This is a genomic window from Bacillus sp. 105MF (assembly GCF_000374885.1).
In the GTDB taxonomy this organism is placed as follows: Bacteria; Bacillota; Bacilli; order Bacillales; family Bacillaceae_G; genus Bacillus_A; species Bacillus_A pseudomycoides.
Genome location: NZ_KB895585.1, coordinates 1 through 17,074, shown reverse-complemented (window position 1 = coordinate 17,074; position 17,074 = coordinate 1). Strand labels below are relative to the sequence as shown.

The following is a 17,074-nucleotide window of genomic DNA, read 5'->3' as shown; positions in this document are numbered from 1 at the left end:
TTACCATTATTATTTATAAAATCTGCCCCCGCATTCTCAATACTAAAAAGGCATCCACTGGGAATCAGCAGATGCCTTTTTGCGTTTTAGTTTATTCAATTAACATTAACGTTAACATTAAACCCAAAAATACAATATTTCATAACCCTTTATATCACGAGTTACGATTAAATTTACATACTTTATATTCTCCATTATTGGATGAAAACTTTAAAATATTTCTGTCTTCTGGAATCCCCTCAAAATAAGCACCGATACAGCCAGTTGTACACCTGTGTCCAGATAACAAAATATTTAACTCTCTTTTTCTATATTTCACTTCAAGATCATGCATAAAGTTAAAAATTCTTTGCACATAGCTGTTACTATCCTCAACTCCATTATAAGCTCTAGAATCAGGAGCACCTCCAGCCATTTTTACTTCGTCTTTTCTTAATCCGTCTGCCTCTCCTAAATCAAAAACATCAAGTCTTTTATCGGTTATTGCTTTTATACCCGTTACGATTTCTGCTGTTTCAACTGCTCTTTCTTGCGGAGAAGAAAATACATAATCAAATTTTATATGTTTAAGCTTATCTCTTAAACATTCTGCTTGTTCTATACCATACTCATTTAATGGTAATCCTAATCTCCCTTGCAGTCTTCCTTCTTTGTTCAAATCTGTTTGCCCATGTCTAATTACATAAATCATGGCTATCCCCTCCCTGTTATTTTTATCCCCTTTAATTCAATAATTGCTTTTGATTACTATTCTAAATTCCTATGATACAGAATCAAATATATCTATCACTTTTTATTGATTTAATATTTATAATTTTAACATTTTCATTCACTAAATTAAGAGTTCTATTCTCATTTTCAATATGTAAAAAAGATATAACAAGTAATAATATCCTTATTGAATTCACACACCTAAAAAATCGATTCCCTGAACTTGAAAGGAATCGATTTTTCCTTTGACTTATTCAACTAAAACATCTATTTGTTTAATAAGAATGAGACCAGCACTTTCTTATTTCTTCCACTACAACCTCTGGTTTATCCCAATGTAGCATATGAGTAGTATTAGGAATTAATTTTACTGTTCCTCCTGTTTTCTGTTTAAATATGTTTGCTGTCTTACTTCTATATGCATCCCAGCTATTGGGTAATGTAGCCCTTAATAATAGGATGTTGGACGGCAAATTTTCATAAATATCTATTGTTTCATGTTTATGCATAGCTTTAATGATATGACCGACTGTTACACCTCTTGCATGCCAATACACTTTATTGTCATTTTCTAAACCCAGGCCTTTTACGGCCAGTTCTAACAAGGCAGACCATCTTGTATATGCTGCTTTTTCACTTTTGAAGAAAGATTTCCAATCATTAAATACATATTCTTCAAAATCTTTTTCATAGTAAGCTATTTCTTCTTCTACAGTTTCTTCTTTAAGTCTTTTTGTTTGATATCCTCCATCTATGAGAATACTACCTTTTACTCTTTCGGGGTATTCCATCAAATAAAACAAAGACACCAAACTTCCCCAAGAATGTGATAAGAAATAAAATTGTTCAATTTCAAGATGATTCAATAGGTCGTTTAACCATGTTGCCAAACGAGGCATTTCATATTCTTCAGCACTTTCAAACGGAGAAGTTTTACCGTGTCCAGGCACATCAATTGAAATCAATCTATACTCCGCTTTGAGCTGCTCAGCAATTTCTATAAAACTAAGACTCGTGCTTCCTAATCCATGTAAACAAAAAATTACGGGATTATTTTTACTCTCCCATTCTGTAATATGTACATCTATGTTCCCATTATTGATAAAATAGCGTTTCAAAATATTCCCCCAAAAAATTTCAATACAACTACTACTCATTTCGAATACATTTTTCATCTATGCGTCTTGACTATCATATACTTTTTTAGTAACAGGTTATTATTTTATCCCATATTAACAGGCAGTAGGACTCTCACCTCAAGATTGATAAAGAAACGAGGAAGAATTGGAGAATTGTACATTTTAATATAAAGATGTAGTATCTTTGATTTCTATGTCAAGTTTTCCATTTGCATCAACAAATTTTATCGTTATTACAGCATTTCCAGAATAACCTCTTTCAAAATATCCAATAACATATTCTGTATATAAATTCCCTTTGGTATCTTTACATTGAAGCTTCATTGCACTCTCACCAAAATTCTCAGTTGGATTTACGTTAGATTTATACTCTAGGTATCTTAATATCCGATTGAATATGCCCTTGACAACATTCTAATGGATTTTCATCTGAATCAAATACTCATAGTTTACGTATAGGACTCGTAAGTGCAATTATGACTTCAATGAACTTTGTAGCTGATGCTAGTATAAATATTGCAACTGGGTTAAAGTCAGAAATCACTCCACCCGCTAATGCTCCTAACGGCATAGCCAGACGGGTAAGCACTCTTGAGAATCCTAAAACTCTTCCTTGCATATCGGTAGGTACAGTTTCCTGTCGGACCGATGCTACAATGGTATTCCAAGCTATATTACAAATCATAGCAATACCAAATGCAATACCTGGTGCAAGCCAATATTTACTCCATATGGCATAGGTCAATCCAATCGCACCTATACCTAAAAGAACAGGAATAAGAATTCCACGTCTGAAACGTTGTTCGAGCGGAACAACAATGATACTTCCTAAAAGGCCACCTACTCCGATCAACGTATAATTAAGACCACTTTGTTCAGCAGATAAGTGTAATGTTGAAAGCAAGTAATACATAAGTGCTCCCAGTATGGCACTAGCGCCAAAGTTACCTACCATTGCTTGAAAAGATAAAGCAAGGTTAAGACGATCATTTAATAGCCATTTAAATCCCTCTTTCATATCGTTCCCTAGGTTCCCCAATAGATTTCCCGCTTTATCCATGGGTTTTCTTTTTTCGATTTTTGGTAATAGCAAGACTACAATTAAAGTAGCTACAAAAGAGAGGACATTTATCCAGAGAGCGTTAAGTCCTCCTATTACAGCAATTATAATGCCCGCTAATGCGGGTCCTGTTAAACTAGCAATTTGATTAACCATTTGGTATGCCGAATTGGCTCTTGTTAACGACTGACCTGCGATATGTGGAATTACTGTAACAGTAGCTACATCAAACAACATGGATAGTATTGCTAAAATAAAAGAAACAACGTATAGATGCCAGATTTGGAGAAGACCTAGCATATGAAGAATGGGAATGAATGCTACCAAAGCAATACATCCTAGATCAGCGGTCCACATTAATTTTCGTCGGTCACAACGATCTACCACTACTCCTACTATTGGACCAAATAAAACAATGGGTAGCACACCAATAGCAAAAAGAGAACTCATTATTACTGCTGAACCAGTCAACTCATAGGCAATCCAAGGAAGGGCAAACGTATAAAGGGAATCACCAACCCTGGAAATCAGTAAGCCAAAAACAAAAATCACGTATATACTAGGCAACTGTGTAATTGTTGAAAGCACATTTCCACTTGTTTCTTTGGATTGCAGCGGTGAATTAAGATTTGTCTCCTTTTTAATTGTCAAAACTATATCCCCCTTTAACAGGTGAATTTTGGTATGTATTTATGGGTAGTAAGCATCCTACTGATTATTAGCCTGACCAATCGGGCTTTTACAGGCAGTTGATCCCCCACCCAACTTCTTTGCTTTTGTTGAATTTTGAGGTAGGGGTCTGCCCACAAATAGCGGGATAAATGTTCTTCAAAAAGCTGATTAAGTGCTTGATAATTATAAAATTCTACAAAATATCCAAAAATCCTTACATTACTTAATACTTGCTCCTATCATTATAAGAATTACTTTTTTAAATAATGAACGTTTTATGTTTTATATAAGAGAAGTGTATACATCATGGATTGAATGAAAAGACAACATTAATGTGATTGAAGAACTGTCTTCAACTTCTTATAGAAAAAAGCAATCAACATATTATGTAAGTTTAATATATTTGCCCTTTTTAGTTTATTTTAATTCTGATCTCGATACATAATCCCTCGTCTGTAATATTAAAAGTAGATTCTTTTTAAACTTCTTCAAATCAAAAGTATTTTTGCTTTTTAACAAGCAAATAATAATTTATTTTTCACCTTATTCCCCCTTTTTTTCATATAAACCATGTATTCGAATAAATATCTCACAAGTTTGAAAGTCTATCATTTTGAAATTTTTTATACAAATTCTACTTACAGATATCAATCATTACATTTCATTAGAAAACTCTACAAGTTCAAGTTGATTCAATAGCTATCAATATATTCTGATTGGATTGTATATGAACAGACTCGCTTTTCTCTAAAACAAATACAATCTCCCGTTGTTTCAGACTAACGATTTTTTCACCATATTATTCGGATACTTCGAATCTCAATAATCTAGAATTACTTCCAAATAATTTGGACTAATCTCCCCTTTCACACAGTAAGCTGAAAATGAAGGCCATAAAAATGGAGTGTGATTCTATGGAACGATTATGGATTCCGATGATCGTTACGTTTTTTTCGTTTGGTGGATTACTATTAGGTGGCGCTGTCGGACTTGCCACACGTCAACTGATAGAAGAGAAAATGCATCGTTTATATGCGCTATGCGGCGGTATCTTACTCGGTCTATTATCACTAGAAATCATTCCAGAAACTTTTTCAAGCTATGAAATCATGGGTCCTATGCTCGGAATTGCCATTGGTTTATTAATTATGAGTTTACTAGATAATTATTGCCATCACCCTATCATACATAAAAAAGACCAGCAAGCATGGCAAACTTTTTTATTTCTCTCCTTCGCTATTTTTATTCACAATATGCCGAGCGGCTTTGCATTAGGCGCTGCTTTTACAAACCATAATGAAACTGCCATTCCCTTCTTATTTGCGATTGTTATACACCATATTCCAGAAGGATTAGCTTTAATCATTCCATTTTTATTTACACAGCATAAATATCTCTCATTTCTATTAACAATTCTGTTATTATCAATTATCCTCGGCACTGGCACAATCTTTGGGATGATGATGAACGGGAAAGCGATTCATTTACAAGGGATGATAATGGGAAGTGCAATCGGTTCTTTAGGATATGTCACAATACATGAAATGCTTTGGAAAGCGAAGAAACACCTCGCTTTACTTCCCTTCTTATCCTGGTCTATGAGCGGTTTTTTACTCATAACAGCCTTTACATTCTTCGCAGGACACCATTAGAACTGCACTTTTATTTATTATTTGTATATTTTACCTTTTTTTTCGAAACATAGTAGTATCACAGTATGTAAGGAGGATCTTTCATGTTTCGAAAAACAGCAGGTGAAGCGCTTGTTGATTTGCTTATCGAATGGGGCGTTGATCACATTTACGGTATGCCCGGTGATTCGATCAATTCTATTATTGAGCCACTTCGAAAAAAACAAGACCAAATTAAATTCATTCAAGTTCGCCATGAAGAAGCCGGTGCATTAGCGGCTGCATCTTATGCAAAATTAACAGGAAAATTAGGCGTTTGTATGGCTATCGCTGGGCCTGGTGCGATCCACTTACTAAATGGATTATATGATGCAAAACTAGATCAAGCACCCGTTCTCGCAATTACAGGTCAAGTTGAATCAGATTTACTCGGAACAGGATTTTTCCAAGAGGTAAACTTAGAAAGAATGTTTGATGATGTCGCTGTTTATAATCAACGAATTATGTCAGCAGAACAACTCCCTGCGGTTGTAAACCAAGCGATTCGTATGGCATATACAAAGAAAGGTGTATCTGTTCTTACCATACCAGATGATGTTCCGAAGTTTGAAGTAGAAGCTGGCGCACGTATAACAAGTTCTTCTTTTACATTACCCGAACTCTTTCCGCAAGAAGAGGATCTAAAGTTAGCAAAGCTAGCATTAAATAACGCAAAAAAACCTGTTATTTTAGCTGGAAAAGGAGCAAAACATGCGAAGGAATCTTTACTTGCATTCGCAGAACATATTGGCGCACCAATTGTTTTAACACTTCCAGCTAAAGGAATTATTCCTGATGAACATCCCCTTTGTATAGGCGGATTAGGGTTAATTGGAACAAAACCATCTTACGAAGCAATGAAGCATGCAGATACATTAATCATGATTGGTACTTCTTACCCTTTCACTGGTTTTTTACCCGAAAAAGCAAAAACGCTTCATATTGATACGGATCCTGCACAAATTGGGAAGCGTTATGCGACAGATATCGGATTAGCTGGTGATGCAGATAAAACATTGAAATGGTTTTTAGAAAATGTGGAGAAGCATGAGGATCATTCATTCCTAGAATATCATCAAGAACTGATGAAGAAATGGGAAGAAAAATTGCATAATCAAGAAGAGGACTCTTCTACTCCAATTAAACCACAAAGAGTTATGCATGCCTTGCAACATGTCGCTCATGATGATGCCATTTTATCAGTAGATGTTGGGAATGTAACAGTATGGGCTGCTCGTCATTTTCGGATGACGAATCAACAATTTATCATCTCTAGTTGGCTCGCTACACTCGGATGTGGTCTACCTGGAGCAATTGCTGGTCAAATCGCTTATCCAGATAAACAAGTCTTTGCAATTTGTGGTGATGGTGGATTTGGAATGACAATGAATGATTTTGTCACTGCAGTAAAATATAAATTACCAATTGTGATTGTTGTACTCAACAACCATAAGATTGCAATGATTAAATTCGAACAAGAAGTAATGGGAAATATTGAGTTTGGTACAGATTTAACAAACCCTAATTTTGCAAAATATGCTGAAGCATGCGGTGGAGTTGGCTACCGTGTAGAACACTTAGATGGACTTCTCCCTGCTTTTGAAAATGCAGTAAAACAAGATAAGCCATGTATTATTGATGTAGTAGTAGATGTAAATGAAGCACCAATGCCTGCAAAAATTACATTTGGGCAAGCTGCCGGATATACGAAACATATGCTAAAAGAGTTATTTGAAGAAGGAAAAATTGATTTACCACCTTTGTAAAATCGAAAAAAGATAGATGAAAACAGATTGTTCTCATCTATCTTTTTTATTTAGATACTTCTTGATGGAAGGAAAAATCTTCTCTTTCACTTTTCGCCTGTTTCTCAACTTTCTCTTCTTTCTCTCCTACTTTCCTTCTCCTCAGATTTCCTATTCCAATCGCCCTTTGTAGACTATTACTTATAAGATCCCCTTCCAAAATTGTCAGGATATGAAAAAAATCAGTACCAGAACGATCCAAGTATGTGTGGTCAAATGACGGAAATTTTGTCCAATCGGTCCTGTCCACTCCTTCGTCACACTATCTGTATCACCGCTATATGATATAGTTCCTCCAAAAAACCAATGGAGTAAACCAAGATGTAAAAGTAGCAATAACATGCTAACAAATTGCTGCGCAACCAGTAAGAAAAAAGATGGCAAAAGATGTGGCCAAACATGTCGACATAATTGATGCCATTTACTTCCTCCAAGAACCATTGCTGCCATCATAAACTCTTCTCTTTTTACAGGACCTCTTGTGCCGTATACAGCATGACAGTCGGTACAGCCAAGCATGTGAGAATACTAATTTGAAACAGAACTCGCATTGTAAACGGAGCAGGGACTGTTCCACTTTGAAAGACTAAAACTTCCTTTAACATAAAATAAGAAATCATGATCATCGGAACAATACTAAATGGATCAAAAGATGAAGAAATAACCGGAAAAGAACGTTTACTATATATACCAAGAAGGAAACCTATTTTGAGTTTCCCCTCATCAAACCTTACATCCCATATTAAGGGATATAACTTACCAACATGTTATATCGTGAATTTCAAATACTGTTCTCTGGACATAGTTTTATTTAGCGAAAGCTGTCTGTGCTGTTGAATAAGGATTAGATAATGATCAAACTTTTTTTCAAAATGGATTCTTTTTATTATCGTACAATACGGGTTTGTGAGGTGTTTTTAATCAAACTTTTTTTCAAACCTACAATAGTTCCCACAATATGTTGTTTCTGCATAACTTCGCTCCAAGAAAAATTCTTACCTTTCACAATACAGAAAATTCGAAAATCGTTTGAGTAAACCTGTATATCGAATTAATAGTATCTTTTTTATAAAGAGTTTAATAATATATTATGGTTTATATAAAATCCTTGGAAGTTTCGTTATATCCTCTCCATTTATATGCCACTTATCGTCACCTTTATTATACATATCAACCCTTACCGATTCTTCCGTAGAAGATATATCTGCTTCAAGTAATATTGAAGATGAATAATCATGTAGTTGCTTTATTAATTTTGGGTTAGATATTGATGGGTTTTCACTTAATATTCTTTTTTGCTCATCTTCAACTTTTGTTCTCAAACTTGATATCAATATTGGCTTTGATTTTATTTCCACTCCTGCAGTTTTACCTTCTCCGTCTATATATACAACATTCGTTTCAAATTTCACTTTTTGCCGTATTGCTTCTTTAAAATTTTTGAAATAGTTATCTACTGATTCTTCTGTAATACTAGATACGCCTTCATAATTATATAGGATTGCTTTTCTAACCTTTTCCGCCATCGCTTCATTAAATTGTTTTCCATCTTCACCTGTTAATTTACTCATTTTGTCTATGTCTTTATCATAGAAGCCCGCATTCATGTAAGCTGTTAGAGCTTCAGCTGGTCTATTTGCATTATCACTCTTTTTAGATACACTTCCTTGCTTTACTTTCGATGAATCTACATATGTATTACAAGCACTTAGCCCACCTATCGTAAGTGATACTATCAAACTCATACCTACTAACTTTTTGGAATATAGCATATTCTATCCCTATCCTTTTCTGTATAAATTATGAATTACAGTAATATCATACCATTATATTTCGGTGCTCTATAGCATATTTTATTTATATACAATTATTAAAATGTAAAAACCACTAAACATCACACCCTATTTTATTTCAAGGTGCGCCGTTATCTATAGCACTGGGATAAAGTTTAATTAAAATGACCCTACTAAATCCCTATGCAATACACAAAAAGAAACCATCTTGATTAATCTATTTTCAAAATGATTTCTTTTTGATTCTCACTAAATAAGGATTTGCAAAACATTTTTGATCAAACTTTATTTAAACCAACACTAACTTCTCCAAATAACTAACTGTAGAGAAAGAAAATTTTCATTTTGGGGGTACTTCAAAATCTTAGCTTGATAGTGATGGGGTCCCGCCAATCAAATGATATAAAACCCACGCTAAGACATTTTTTTAATCAAAAAGAAAAAAACAGTGCAACTTTTTTCAAAACGGTTGAACTTTATTTCAAATCAACAAATACACGATATTTTCAATGAAATTTAAAGATCTAGGACTATCCTTAAAATTAACTTTAAATTCGAAATACAGATACGCATAATCAAGCTGCTTCTATAACTGAAAATTCCCTCTCTAACTTTTTTAACTTATCATGTTAAACCCATGCCTTTTTTTATAAATTTAACTACCATTAAAATTTGTAAGATAGGTAAAATTATAGCTAGATATATAATTAATTCCAACTTATCTATTAGCATGAATATAACATTAGGAATTATTAAAATGAGGCTGACAAGTGTCATTATCCAAGATTCTCGTTTTATAGCGACAAGAAAAGTTATTAAAGAAATTAATAGTAACACCCAGAAAATAAAACCTACATACCAAAACATAAATATTTCATATTGATATCCCATTCTATTCTCCTGTCTATTTATTTTGAAAGCAAAAGGAGTCTTAGACTGCGTAAAGCATAATATAGAAAGAGTAAATTCGTAGAGTAAGTGGGTATAATTCTGTCATTTTTTATGACAGAATTATACCCACTTAAATAAAAAAACACGTTATTTTAAGCGTATTTAATCTGGGTATTATACGCTTTTGAAGCATTAAGAAACTTCTTCTTTCATTTTATATAATCTATCTCTTTTTTCATCATTTTTTATAAAAGTAAGCTTTCCTTCAGTAACAAAACCTTCAAGAATTAAGCATACTTGTCCGTAAGCTTTAGGCTTATCGGTTGTGAATCTTTCATTAGGTATTTTTCCTGATAGTATTAATTTTTCACATAGCTGCATTGCACTTATTTCTTCAGAATTGAGTAATTCCAAGATATCTTTCTGCAGTGAAGATAAAGGTACTTCTATTTCGGTCGCCTCCACTACATTCTCATCAAATAAATCTTCAAATGAAATTTGATTCATCTCATCTATTCCTTTCTAACAATGGCTCTGCAAAGTATAAATTGTTCGCTTATTCTATTAATACTTGCAAAGTCTACCTAAAGTTCTTATATATCGCCTGGTTATATTAGTTAATTAATTTCCATACTATTAAGCTTCTAGTAGCATGTTTTGATTATACCAAATATACGTTCTAGTATCTATTGAAGAGTTCATTATAAAAGGATGTACTGCTCTGGAAGAAGTTTGCCATTACCCTATTTCTTTATTATTGTAGAAAGACAAGAATATGGATACTTTTTTAGAAAGAGATTTCTTACGTTATATATAGTTTCTGGTTGCACTATCGCAGATTGGAAAAGGGAACGTTTTATTGGCCAACTGGGCATCGGGGTGTGCCACTTACCATATCAAGACGACAATTGAGAGGGCTTCTTGATGGATTGGCATTTCAACAAAAACGAGGGCATCAAGCTGTACACGCGAGAACCATTCTATAAAAACCATATATATATATAAGGAATTTGAATGATTTTTTCGAATGGATTTACCTATGAAAACAACACTTTCACATTCAAACCAACCTACAATTGAATCACTTCAAGCTCAAGTAGAGGAACTCACGGCAAAAGTGAGATGGTATGAAGAACAGTTTCGTCTTAGTCAACAAAAACGGTTTGGTACGTCTAGCGAAAAAACACCTATAATCAACTCGCTTTAGAACTGTTTGATGAGGCTGAGAAAGAAAGTGATTCTGAAACACCCGAACCAGCTGTTGAAACGATCACCTATCGTCGCAAAAAGAAACACGGTCATAGGGATGAGTTTGTCCAAAACCTCACTGTTGAAACAGTTGAATATCGTTTACCGAATGAGGAACAGTTTTGTTCGTGCTGTGGTGATGCTTTGCATGAGATGAGTGTAGAAGTCCGTAAGGAACTGACGATTGTTCCTGCGGAAGTAAAGGTGACGGAACATAAGCGATATGTATACGCTTGTCGTAAATGTGAATTAGATGAGGTATCCACACCGATTGTAACAGCCAAGATGCCAGCTCCTGCCTTTCCTAAAAGTATCGCTTCCCCATCAATTATAGCGTATATTATGACACAAAAATATGTGGAAGGATTGCCTCTTTACCGTCAGGAAAAGCATTTTGAACGGATGGGGATCTTCTTATCACGACAAACGATGGGAAATTGGTTATTATATGGGGCTGATCGATGGTTAGCGGTTTTGTATGAAAGGATGCATGAATATCTACTTACTCGAACTATCCTTCATGCGGATGAAACAACCTTCCAAGTCTTACGTGAACCTGGTCGGGCCGCAGCAACCAAGTCCTATCTGTGGTTATACCATACGGGGCGAGAGGATATCCCTATTGTTCCCTATGACTATCAGCCCACAAGAGCAGGGGAACATCCGAAGCGTTTTTAACTGGTTTTCAAAGATATTTACAAGTAGATGGATATAGTGGTTATCATCAAGTACCGGATGTTACTCTTGTGGGATGTTGGGCGCATGCCAGACGGAAGTTTGATGAAGCCTTAAAAGCTTTACCTGATTCACAGAAGGGGAAAAAAGTGAAGGCAAATGAAGGTTCACACTTCTGTAATCAACTCTATTCGATTGAAAGGAAGCTCAAACATGTCAAACCCTACCGAGCGATATGAGCAGCGTCTAAAAAAAAAGCAGGCCCATTCTGGACCTTTTTTCGGTATGGCTTCATGAACAGAAAGATCTTGTTTTGCCAAAAAGCGCTCTAGGAAAAGCCATCACTTATTGTTTGAATCAATGGAATCATCTTGAAGCTTTTTTATTAGACGCCATTTAGAAATCGATAACAACAGAAGTTAACGCTCTATTAAACCGTTTGTAATTGGGAGAAAAAATTGGATGTTCTCAAATACACCGCGAGGTGCTAGAGGAAGTGCCGTCATGTATAGTGTGGTTGAAACAGCAAAAGAGAATAATTTAAGTCCCTATCATTATCTTCTTTATTTGTTTGAAACACTCCCCAACATCGATTTAAACAATAAAGAAGAAATTGATAAAGTCTTGCCGTGGTCAATGGATTTACCATCTATTTGCAGAGTACCGAAAAAAAGTGAAGCAAACAAAAAATAACACCAAAATCAACTTTTATTGTATATTTTGGTGTTACTTGACGTTTACTTTTAAAGTACCTGCTTCACCGTTAAATAAATATGCATGACTAACTTTCTTATTTATCAATCCATTCTTCAATATTGTCCCTACGATATGTTGCTTTTGCATAACCTCGTTCCAAGATAAAATTCTTGTCATCATAACCACTCATTAATTTTGTTAACACAAAAAGACCTTTCGAAGAAATAAGTGCTATTGCAAGAGACTTACAATAATTCTTATAACCCGAAAGGTCTTGTGTATTATTTTAAACAAAATAAAAATATTATCACATAGATGATAACGAAAATTCAGAAAACCTTCAAGTGTTAGCTTGATTTTATTAGATAATAAGAGTCAAAGATGTAATACTATGATATCAAAACCTTCAACTTCCATTTCATTAAGGTTTTTTCTACTTTTTGTCTATTACTGATTTTTGCAACACGCTGGTTGTAACTTAGCAAAAGATGTTTTTATGTACAGAAAATTTTTTTCAGTCTAATACAAATTTCTAAGTTCTAAAACATTTTTAATTAAATACCTGATGAACATGCATCAGAGCTTGAATGAATATGGCTATTAAAGGATTATACTCCAACCTTAAACCAAAATAAGCCAGATGTTTTTTTAATCTGACTTATTTTAATTTTATCACTATGCTTCCTACTTGTATCTCGTATTAACATGTCCAGTCTTATATTACTCTTGCTGTACACCTTCCATTTTAAACTTATAAAGTAATTCATGATATGTTTTTATTTCTTGCTCACTTTTATCCCAATCCTCACCGTAAATATGATTAATTTTTTCCTCTGACATTTCTATGATAGAAGTACTATTATCACTTTCCGTTAATATGTATACCTTTGTTCCTTCTTTATATATTCTTGCAAGATATTCACTTCTTAATTTCTGTATACTTGGTTGTCCCGCCTTTTCCATAACAACAGGCACATAACTATCCGTTATAAATTGACGAAGCGAGTTCTCACTAAAGTCACTTGTTTCTAATGAACCTAGTACTGACGAAATCATGTAAATTAGATCCAGCTCGTCTTGTTTCTGTATTTTATCCTTAGATATAATTAAACTATTCCGCTGTTCTTCATTAATATTCGGCGCCGCATTTTTATCCTCTTTATGATAAGGCGTATAACTCTTCAGCTGTTCTTCGCTAATATTCGGCACATTATTTTTATGTTCTTTATGATAAGGCGTATAGAATTTCCCAACACGCAAAACGAGTATAAGAGACAATATAATTAACAAACAAATATACCACGTGTTGTATCGTGGATATTCAATATTTGAATACGATTGGATTTCCATATGCTCTTCTGGTGATAACTTATTTGTTGAAACTGTCGTAGGTTTTACTTTATCAACTATACGTGCCATTTTAGAAATTTCTTGCTCATTTGTAATTTGATTTCTACGTAGATTATCTTTCGCATCGAACGGTGTTCCTAAACCAACTTCTTTGTAGATCTTCTCTTGAATTTTAAAAAAGATGAAATACATCCCAAAAAGTAAAATATAAATGCTACTAGCATACCAACCTATTAAATATATAGGCAGAATCCCCCAAACAAATGAACTTAAAAAGTATAAAAGATAATATATGTTTTTATTCTTGAAATATACAAACGTAAATAACGAACAGAATTTTGAGATAGGTAGACCCAAAACATGTGCAAACTTTGCGGTAAAATCACAAAACCTATTCTTCGTCCCAATCGTCTTCTTATAAATCTTATATGCGTCCTTATTATATGGATCTAGCCGCATCGCGACTTCCGCTAACATCCTTGCTTTTTTAAAATTCCCCTGATACGTTGCTGCAGTTGCGAACAAAACAAGGTTGGTTGTATTTTCCGGATTTAAATTCAAAGCGCGCTGTTCTGCCTTTAATGCCTCCTCTTGCCGTTTAGGGAAAGAGGTAAAAAGAATATACGCATACTTTCCTACATAAATTTCATTTTCAGGTTCCAACACTATCGCTTTCTCGAAATACACCAGTGAATTCTTAATGGGTTCAAAACATCTAACAGCTTCACCCATGTAGAAATTAAACTTTCCATTTTCAGGATAATTTTTTATTCCAATCTCTGCGAGTTCTCTTACTCTTTTATATTTATTTTGAACACAGAAAATATCTAATCCTACCGAGAGCACTTGTTCATTTAAATACTCCAATTTAAGTGCCTCTTCTATATACTTACTCGCATTATCATTATCGTTAAATCCATAAAAATAAACATAACTTAAACAAAGATACCCGGAAGCATCTTCTGGGGCTTCCTTTATTAGCATTTTCGCTTCTTTCATTGCCTGGTCAGCATTGCCAACCTTAAGCAAATGTTGAATTTTTCTAAGATTATCTTCCATCACTTGACTCATCCCTGCCCTAACTTTCTATTTCAATCTATTCCCTTCCATACAATCGAGCACCTTATAAAAATCCTTATTTACATTGCTAAATGTTGTATAATTTTTCACTGTTGAAAGCCAATCTAAAGTTGTTGGCTGACGTTTCTTCATCGCTTCTAACAAATCTTCATTTATTATTCCTTCTAGTAAATTCAACTTTCATAATTCCATATTTATCCGATTATACAAAAGTATTATAACAAATAAGGCATTACAGATTTGTCATATTTCGTCGAAAAAACGAGATGAATTGTTATAAATAACTGTGGGAAGCTAAATATATTTTCTATTTATTCGAGAAAATCAACAGCTTTTTGATTAACAACCAATAACACTAATTATATGAATGGAAAGTCTCTCCAGTACTTCTGAAGGGAATTCTAAATGTTTTGCGATAATTTTTATGTTAGCGAAAAGGACTTTCATGTACAGAAAACTGTTGCTTTAAAATAAAGTTTGATCAAATTGATACTAATAACCTTGATAAACGTTCATAGAAAAGAGCGTGTTTTGAAAAAAAGATTGTTCAAAACACGCTCTTAATATTTTCAGTTGGTTCATTCTTTTATAAAAAAGTTTGATCATTTCCTACTTTAAACTTGCATGAAATAACTCGATACAAGCGTTATCATACGGGCAGCCTTTCTTACTGAAAAAGGGCTTTATTTTATAATTCGCGAGTAGGATTTGAAATTCTTGACTTGTATATTGTGTGCCTAAGTCGGTATGTAGAATAAGGCCTTCTGATGGCGTTTGAGTATAATAAGCGTTTTCTAATACTTTTACCACAAGGTTCGTTGTCATATTTCGTGAAAATGAATACCCAATAATTTTCTTGGAATATAAATCCATCACAGACGCTAGGTAACACCAGCCATCTTTTTGCGTGTGAATATAGGTAATATCCGCTACCCATTTTTCATTAATTGTCGTTGTAGAGAAGTCTTGTTCTAATAGATTTGTGCGTTCCTCTACAGTTGATTTTGATGAATGTGGTTTGTATTTTTTAAAGATAATGGAACGAATATTTTCTTTTTTCATGAGCCGTTGCACACGCTTTATGCTTATTTGTAATCCTTGTTTCAACAATATTTGATGAATCTTTGGCGCACCATAACGCTCTCCACTATCCCGATGAATTTGTATAATCTTTTGGGTTAATTCTTTATCTTCATGACCACGCTTTGACTCTGTTTTGTGCTGAGATTGGTAGTAAGAACTTCTCGCTATCCCAAGAGTTTGGCACATCATATGAACAGAGTGCGTTTCTTTTTGACAATCAATAAATGGGTGTAATTCTGTATCTTTTATTTTCTCGCGAATATGGCCATAGCCTTTTTTAAAATTTCATTCTCTTCTTTTAGACGAAGCATTTCTTTTTTCATTCGTTTTAGATCTTCTAATGTCATTTCATCTTCATCAACTGATGTGATAGGAGAATATATTTTAATCCATTTATAAACGGTTACTTCTGATACGCCATACTCGCTGCTTAATTGTTTTACAGATTGTCCTGAACGATATAATTCAACCACCATTTTTTTAAACTCTTCATTAAATTTCTTGTTCGTCATACGGACACTTCCTCCTTGAAACCCATTGTAAGGACTTAACTAAGTTGTGTCCATATGACTATACTAACTCCAAATAATTGTAACCATAATAATAATAATAATAATATATATAGTTATCAAAAATTAAATCTGTACCGTCAATATTTTTGTGTAAATAAGTGGTCCCTTGGCTTGTCTGAGGTTTTTTTTGTTTTTGGGTGTAACTTGTTTTCTGGTTCTGGTGCAAATATATGAAGAAGAACGCGGATAATAGTAGATTCCTAGTGAAATCGTATTTTATGCTATAAGTCCACACACTTGGTGGATGAACTCTTTTTGATTTTGGACAAACTGATTCCGTAAATCAATCTGTCCCCTTTTTATCATATGCATGGCTTCAACACCACTCAATATAGCGATTGCAGTTTTAAATGACTTAACCCCCAACATATAACGCACACGTTTCTTAATAAAACGATGATCTTGTTCCACTATATTATTGAGATACCTAACTTGCCTTATCTTTATGCCTTCGGGCATATGTTTCTCTTCTTTCAACGCTTGAATCGCTACAGGATAGGCAGGGTTTTTATCTACTGTTATCACACGAGGTTTAGAAATGTACGAAAAAGCCAAGGCTTTCTTGAAAAAGCGCTTGGCTGCTTGTTTATCTCTTGATTTACTTAGATAAAAATCAATGGTATTCCCTT

General features: G+C 33.9%; 13 protein-coding genes and 4 pseudogenes. 4 read left to right on the top strand and 13 right to left on the bottom strand.

Annotation, left to right across the window (positions count from 1 at the left end; translation table 11 throughout):
- Positions 1-154: 154 nt before the first annotated feature.
- The 4 genes from C564_RS0123105 to C564_RS0123090 all read right to left on the bottom strand — a co-directional run bounded on the left by C564_RS0123105 (position 155) and on the right by C564_RS0123090 (position 3,525).
- Positions 155-691: a histidine phosphatase family protein gene (locus C564_RS0123105; RefSeq protein WP_018767015.1), complete on the bottom strand. Its 537-nt coding sequence runs from the start codon at positions 689-691 to the stop codon at positions 155-157.
- A 295-nt stretch (positions 692-986) separates the two neighbouring features.
- Positions 987-1,829 carry an alpha/beta fold hydrolase gene (locus C564_RS0123100; protein WP_018767014.1) on the bottom strand — a complete coding sequence of 281 codons (843 nt, stop codon included), beginning with the start codon at positions 1,827-1,829 and terminating at the stop codon, positions 987-989.
- A gap of 183 nt (positions 1,830-2,012) precedes the next feature.
- The gene (locus C564_RS36925; RefSeq protein ID WP_003204467.1) at positions 2,013-2,174 is read right to left on the bottom strand and encodes a hypothetical protein; all 162 of its coding nucleotides are present in this window, start codon (positions 2,172-2,174) and stop codon (positions 2,013-2,015) included.
- Positions 2,175-2,292: 118 nt separating this feature from the next.
- Positions 2,293-3,525 (bottom strand): MFS transporter, encoded by a 1,233-nt coding sequence (locus C564_RS0123090; RefSeq protein WP_050774453.1) that lies wholly within the window; start codon positions 3,523-3,525, stop codon positions 2,293-2,295.
- Positions 3,526-4,496: 971 nt separating this feature from the next.
- Between C564_RS0123090 and C564_RS0123085 the strand changes: the two genes are divergently transcribed.
- Complete coding sequence (locus tag C564_RS0123085) at positions 4,497-5,234, top strand: ZIP family metal transporter (protein WP_018767013.1); 738 nt, start codon at positions 4,497-4,499, stop codon at positions 5,232-5,234.
- Between the two features lie 83 nt (positions 5,235-5,317).
- Complete coding sequence (locus C564_RS0123080; protein ID WP_018767012.1) at positions 5,318-7,018, top strand: pyruvate oxidase; 1,701 nt, start codon at positions 5,318-5,320, stop codon at positions 7,016-7,018.
- A gap of 46 nt (positions 7,019-7,064) precedes the next feature.
- Here C564_RS0123080 and C564_RS35280 read toward each other — a convergent pair.
- From C564_RS35280 to C564_RS0123060, 4 genes and pseudogenes are all read right to left on the bottom strand, one after another.
- Positions 7,065-7,764, bottom strand: a pseudogene (locus tag C564_RS35280) (ABC transporter permease subunit); the annotation flags it as partial.
- 381 nt (positions 7,765-8,145) lie between these two features.
- The gene (locus C564_RS0123070; RefSeq protein ID WP_231382350.1) at positions 8,146-8,802 is read right to left on the bottom strand and encodes a DUF5105 domain-containing protein; all 657 of its coding nucleotides are present in this window, start codon (positions 8,800-8,802) and stop codon (positions 8,146-8,148) included.
- Between the two features lie 672 nt (positions 8,803-9,474).
- Positions 9,475-9,741, bottom strand: coding sequence for a hypothetical protein (locus tag C564_RS0123065; protein WP_018767010.1), 267 nt, complete (start codon positions 9,739-9,741; stop codon positions 9,475-9,477).
- A gap of 192 nt (positions 9,742-9,933) precedes the next feature.
- Positions 9,934-10,248 (bottom strand): DUF3895 domain-containing protein, encoded by a 315-nt coding sequence (locus tag C564_RS0123060; protein ID WP_003204444.1) that lies wholly within the window; start codon positions 10,246-10,248, stop codon positions 9,934-9,936.
- Positions 10,249-10,565: 317 nt separating this feature from the next.
- On the opposite strand from C564_RS0123060, the gene tnpB reads away from it, so the two are divergent.
- Both tnpB and tnpC read left to right on the top strand, forming a co-directional pair.
- The gene (gene tnpB / locus C564_RS38485) at positions 10,566-10,727 is read left to right on the top strand and encodes an IS66 family insertion sequence element accessory protein TnpB (RefSeq protein WP_371410368.1); all 162 of its coding nucleotides are present in this window, start codon (positions 10,566-10,568) and stop codon (positions 10,725-10,727) included.
- 41 nt (positions 10,728-10,768) lie between these two features.
- A pseudogene (gene tnpC / locus C564_RS36340) lies at positions 10,769-12,357 on the top strand (IS66 family transposase).
- A 33-nt stretch (positions 12,358-12,390) separates the two neighbouring features.
- Here the strand turns inward: tnpC and C564_RS36920 are convergent.
- From C564_RS36920 to C564_RS0123010, 5 genes and pseudogenes are all read right to left on the bottom strand, one after another.
- Entirely contained in the window at positions 12,391-12,537 is a 147-nt protein-coding gene (locus C564_RS36920) for a hypothetical protein (protein ID WP_018767005.1), read from the bottom strand.
- 543 nt (positions 12,538-13,080) lie between these two features.
- Positions 13,081-14,769 (bottom strand): tetratricopeptide repeat protein, encoded by a 1,689-nt coding sequence (locus C564_RS0123030; protein WP_018767004.1) that lies wholly within the window; start codon positions 14,767-14,769, stop codon positions 13,081-13,083.
- A 27-nt stretch (positions 14,770-14,796) separates the two neighbouring features.
- Positions 14,797-14,958 (bottom strand): annotated as a pseudogene (locus tag C564_RS36335) (ATP-binding protein); the annotation flags it as partial.
- Between the two features lie 444 nt (positions 14,959-15,402).
- Positions 15,403-16,385, bottom strand: a pseudogene (locus C564_RS0123020) (IS3 family transposase); the annotation flags it as partial.
- Between the two features lie 276 nt (positions 16,386-16,661).
- The coding region (locus C564_RS0123010) for a DDE-type integrase/transposase/recombinase (protein ID WP_018767000.1) at positions 16,662-17,074 on the bottom strand (413 nt) is incomplete at its 5' end.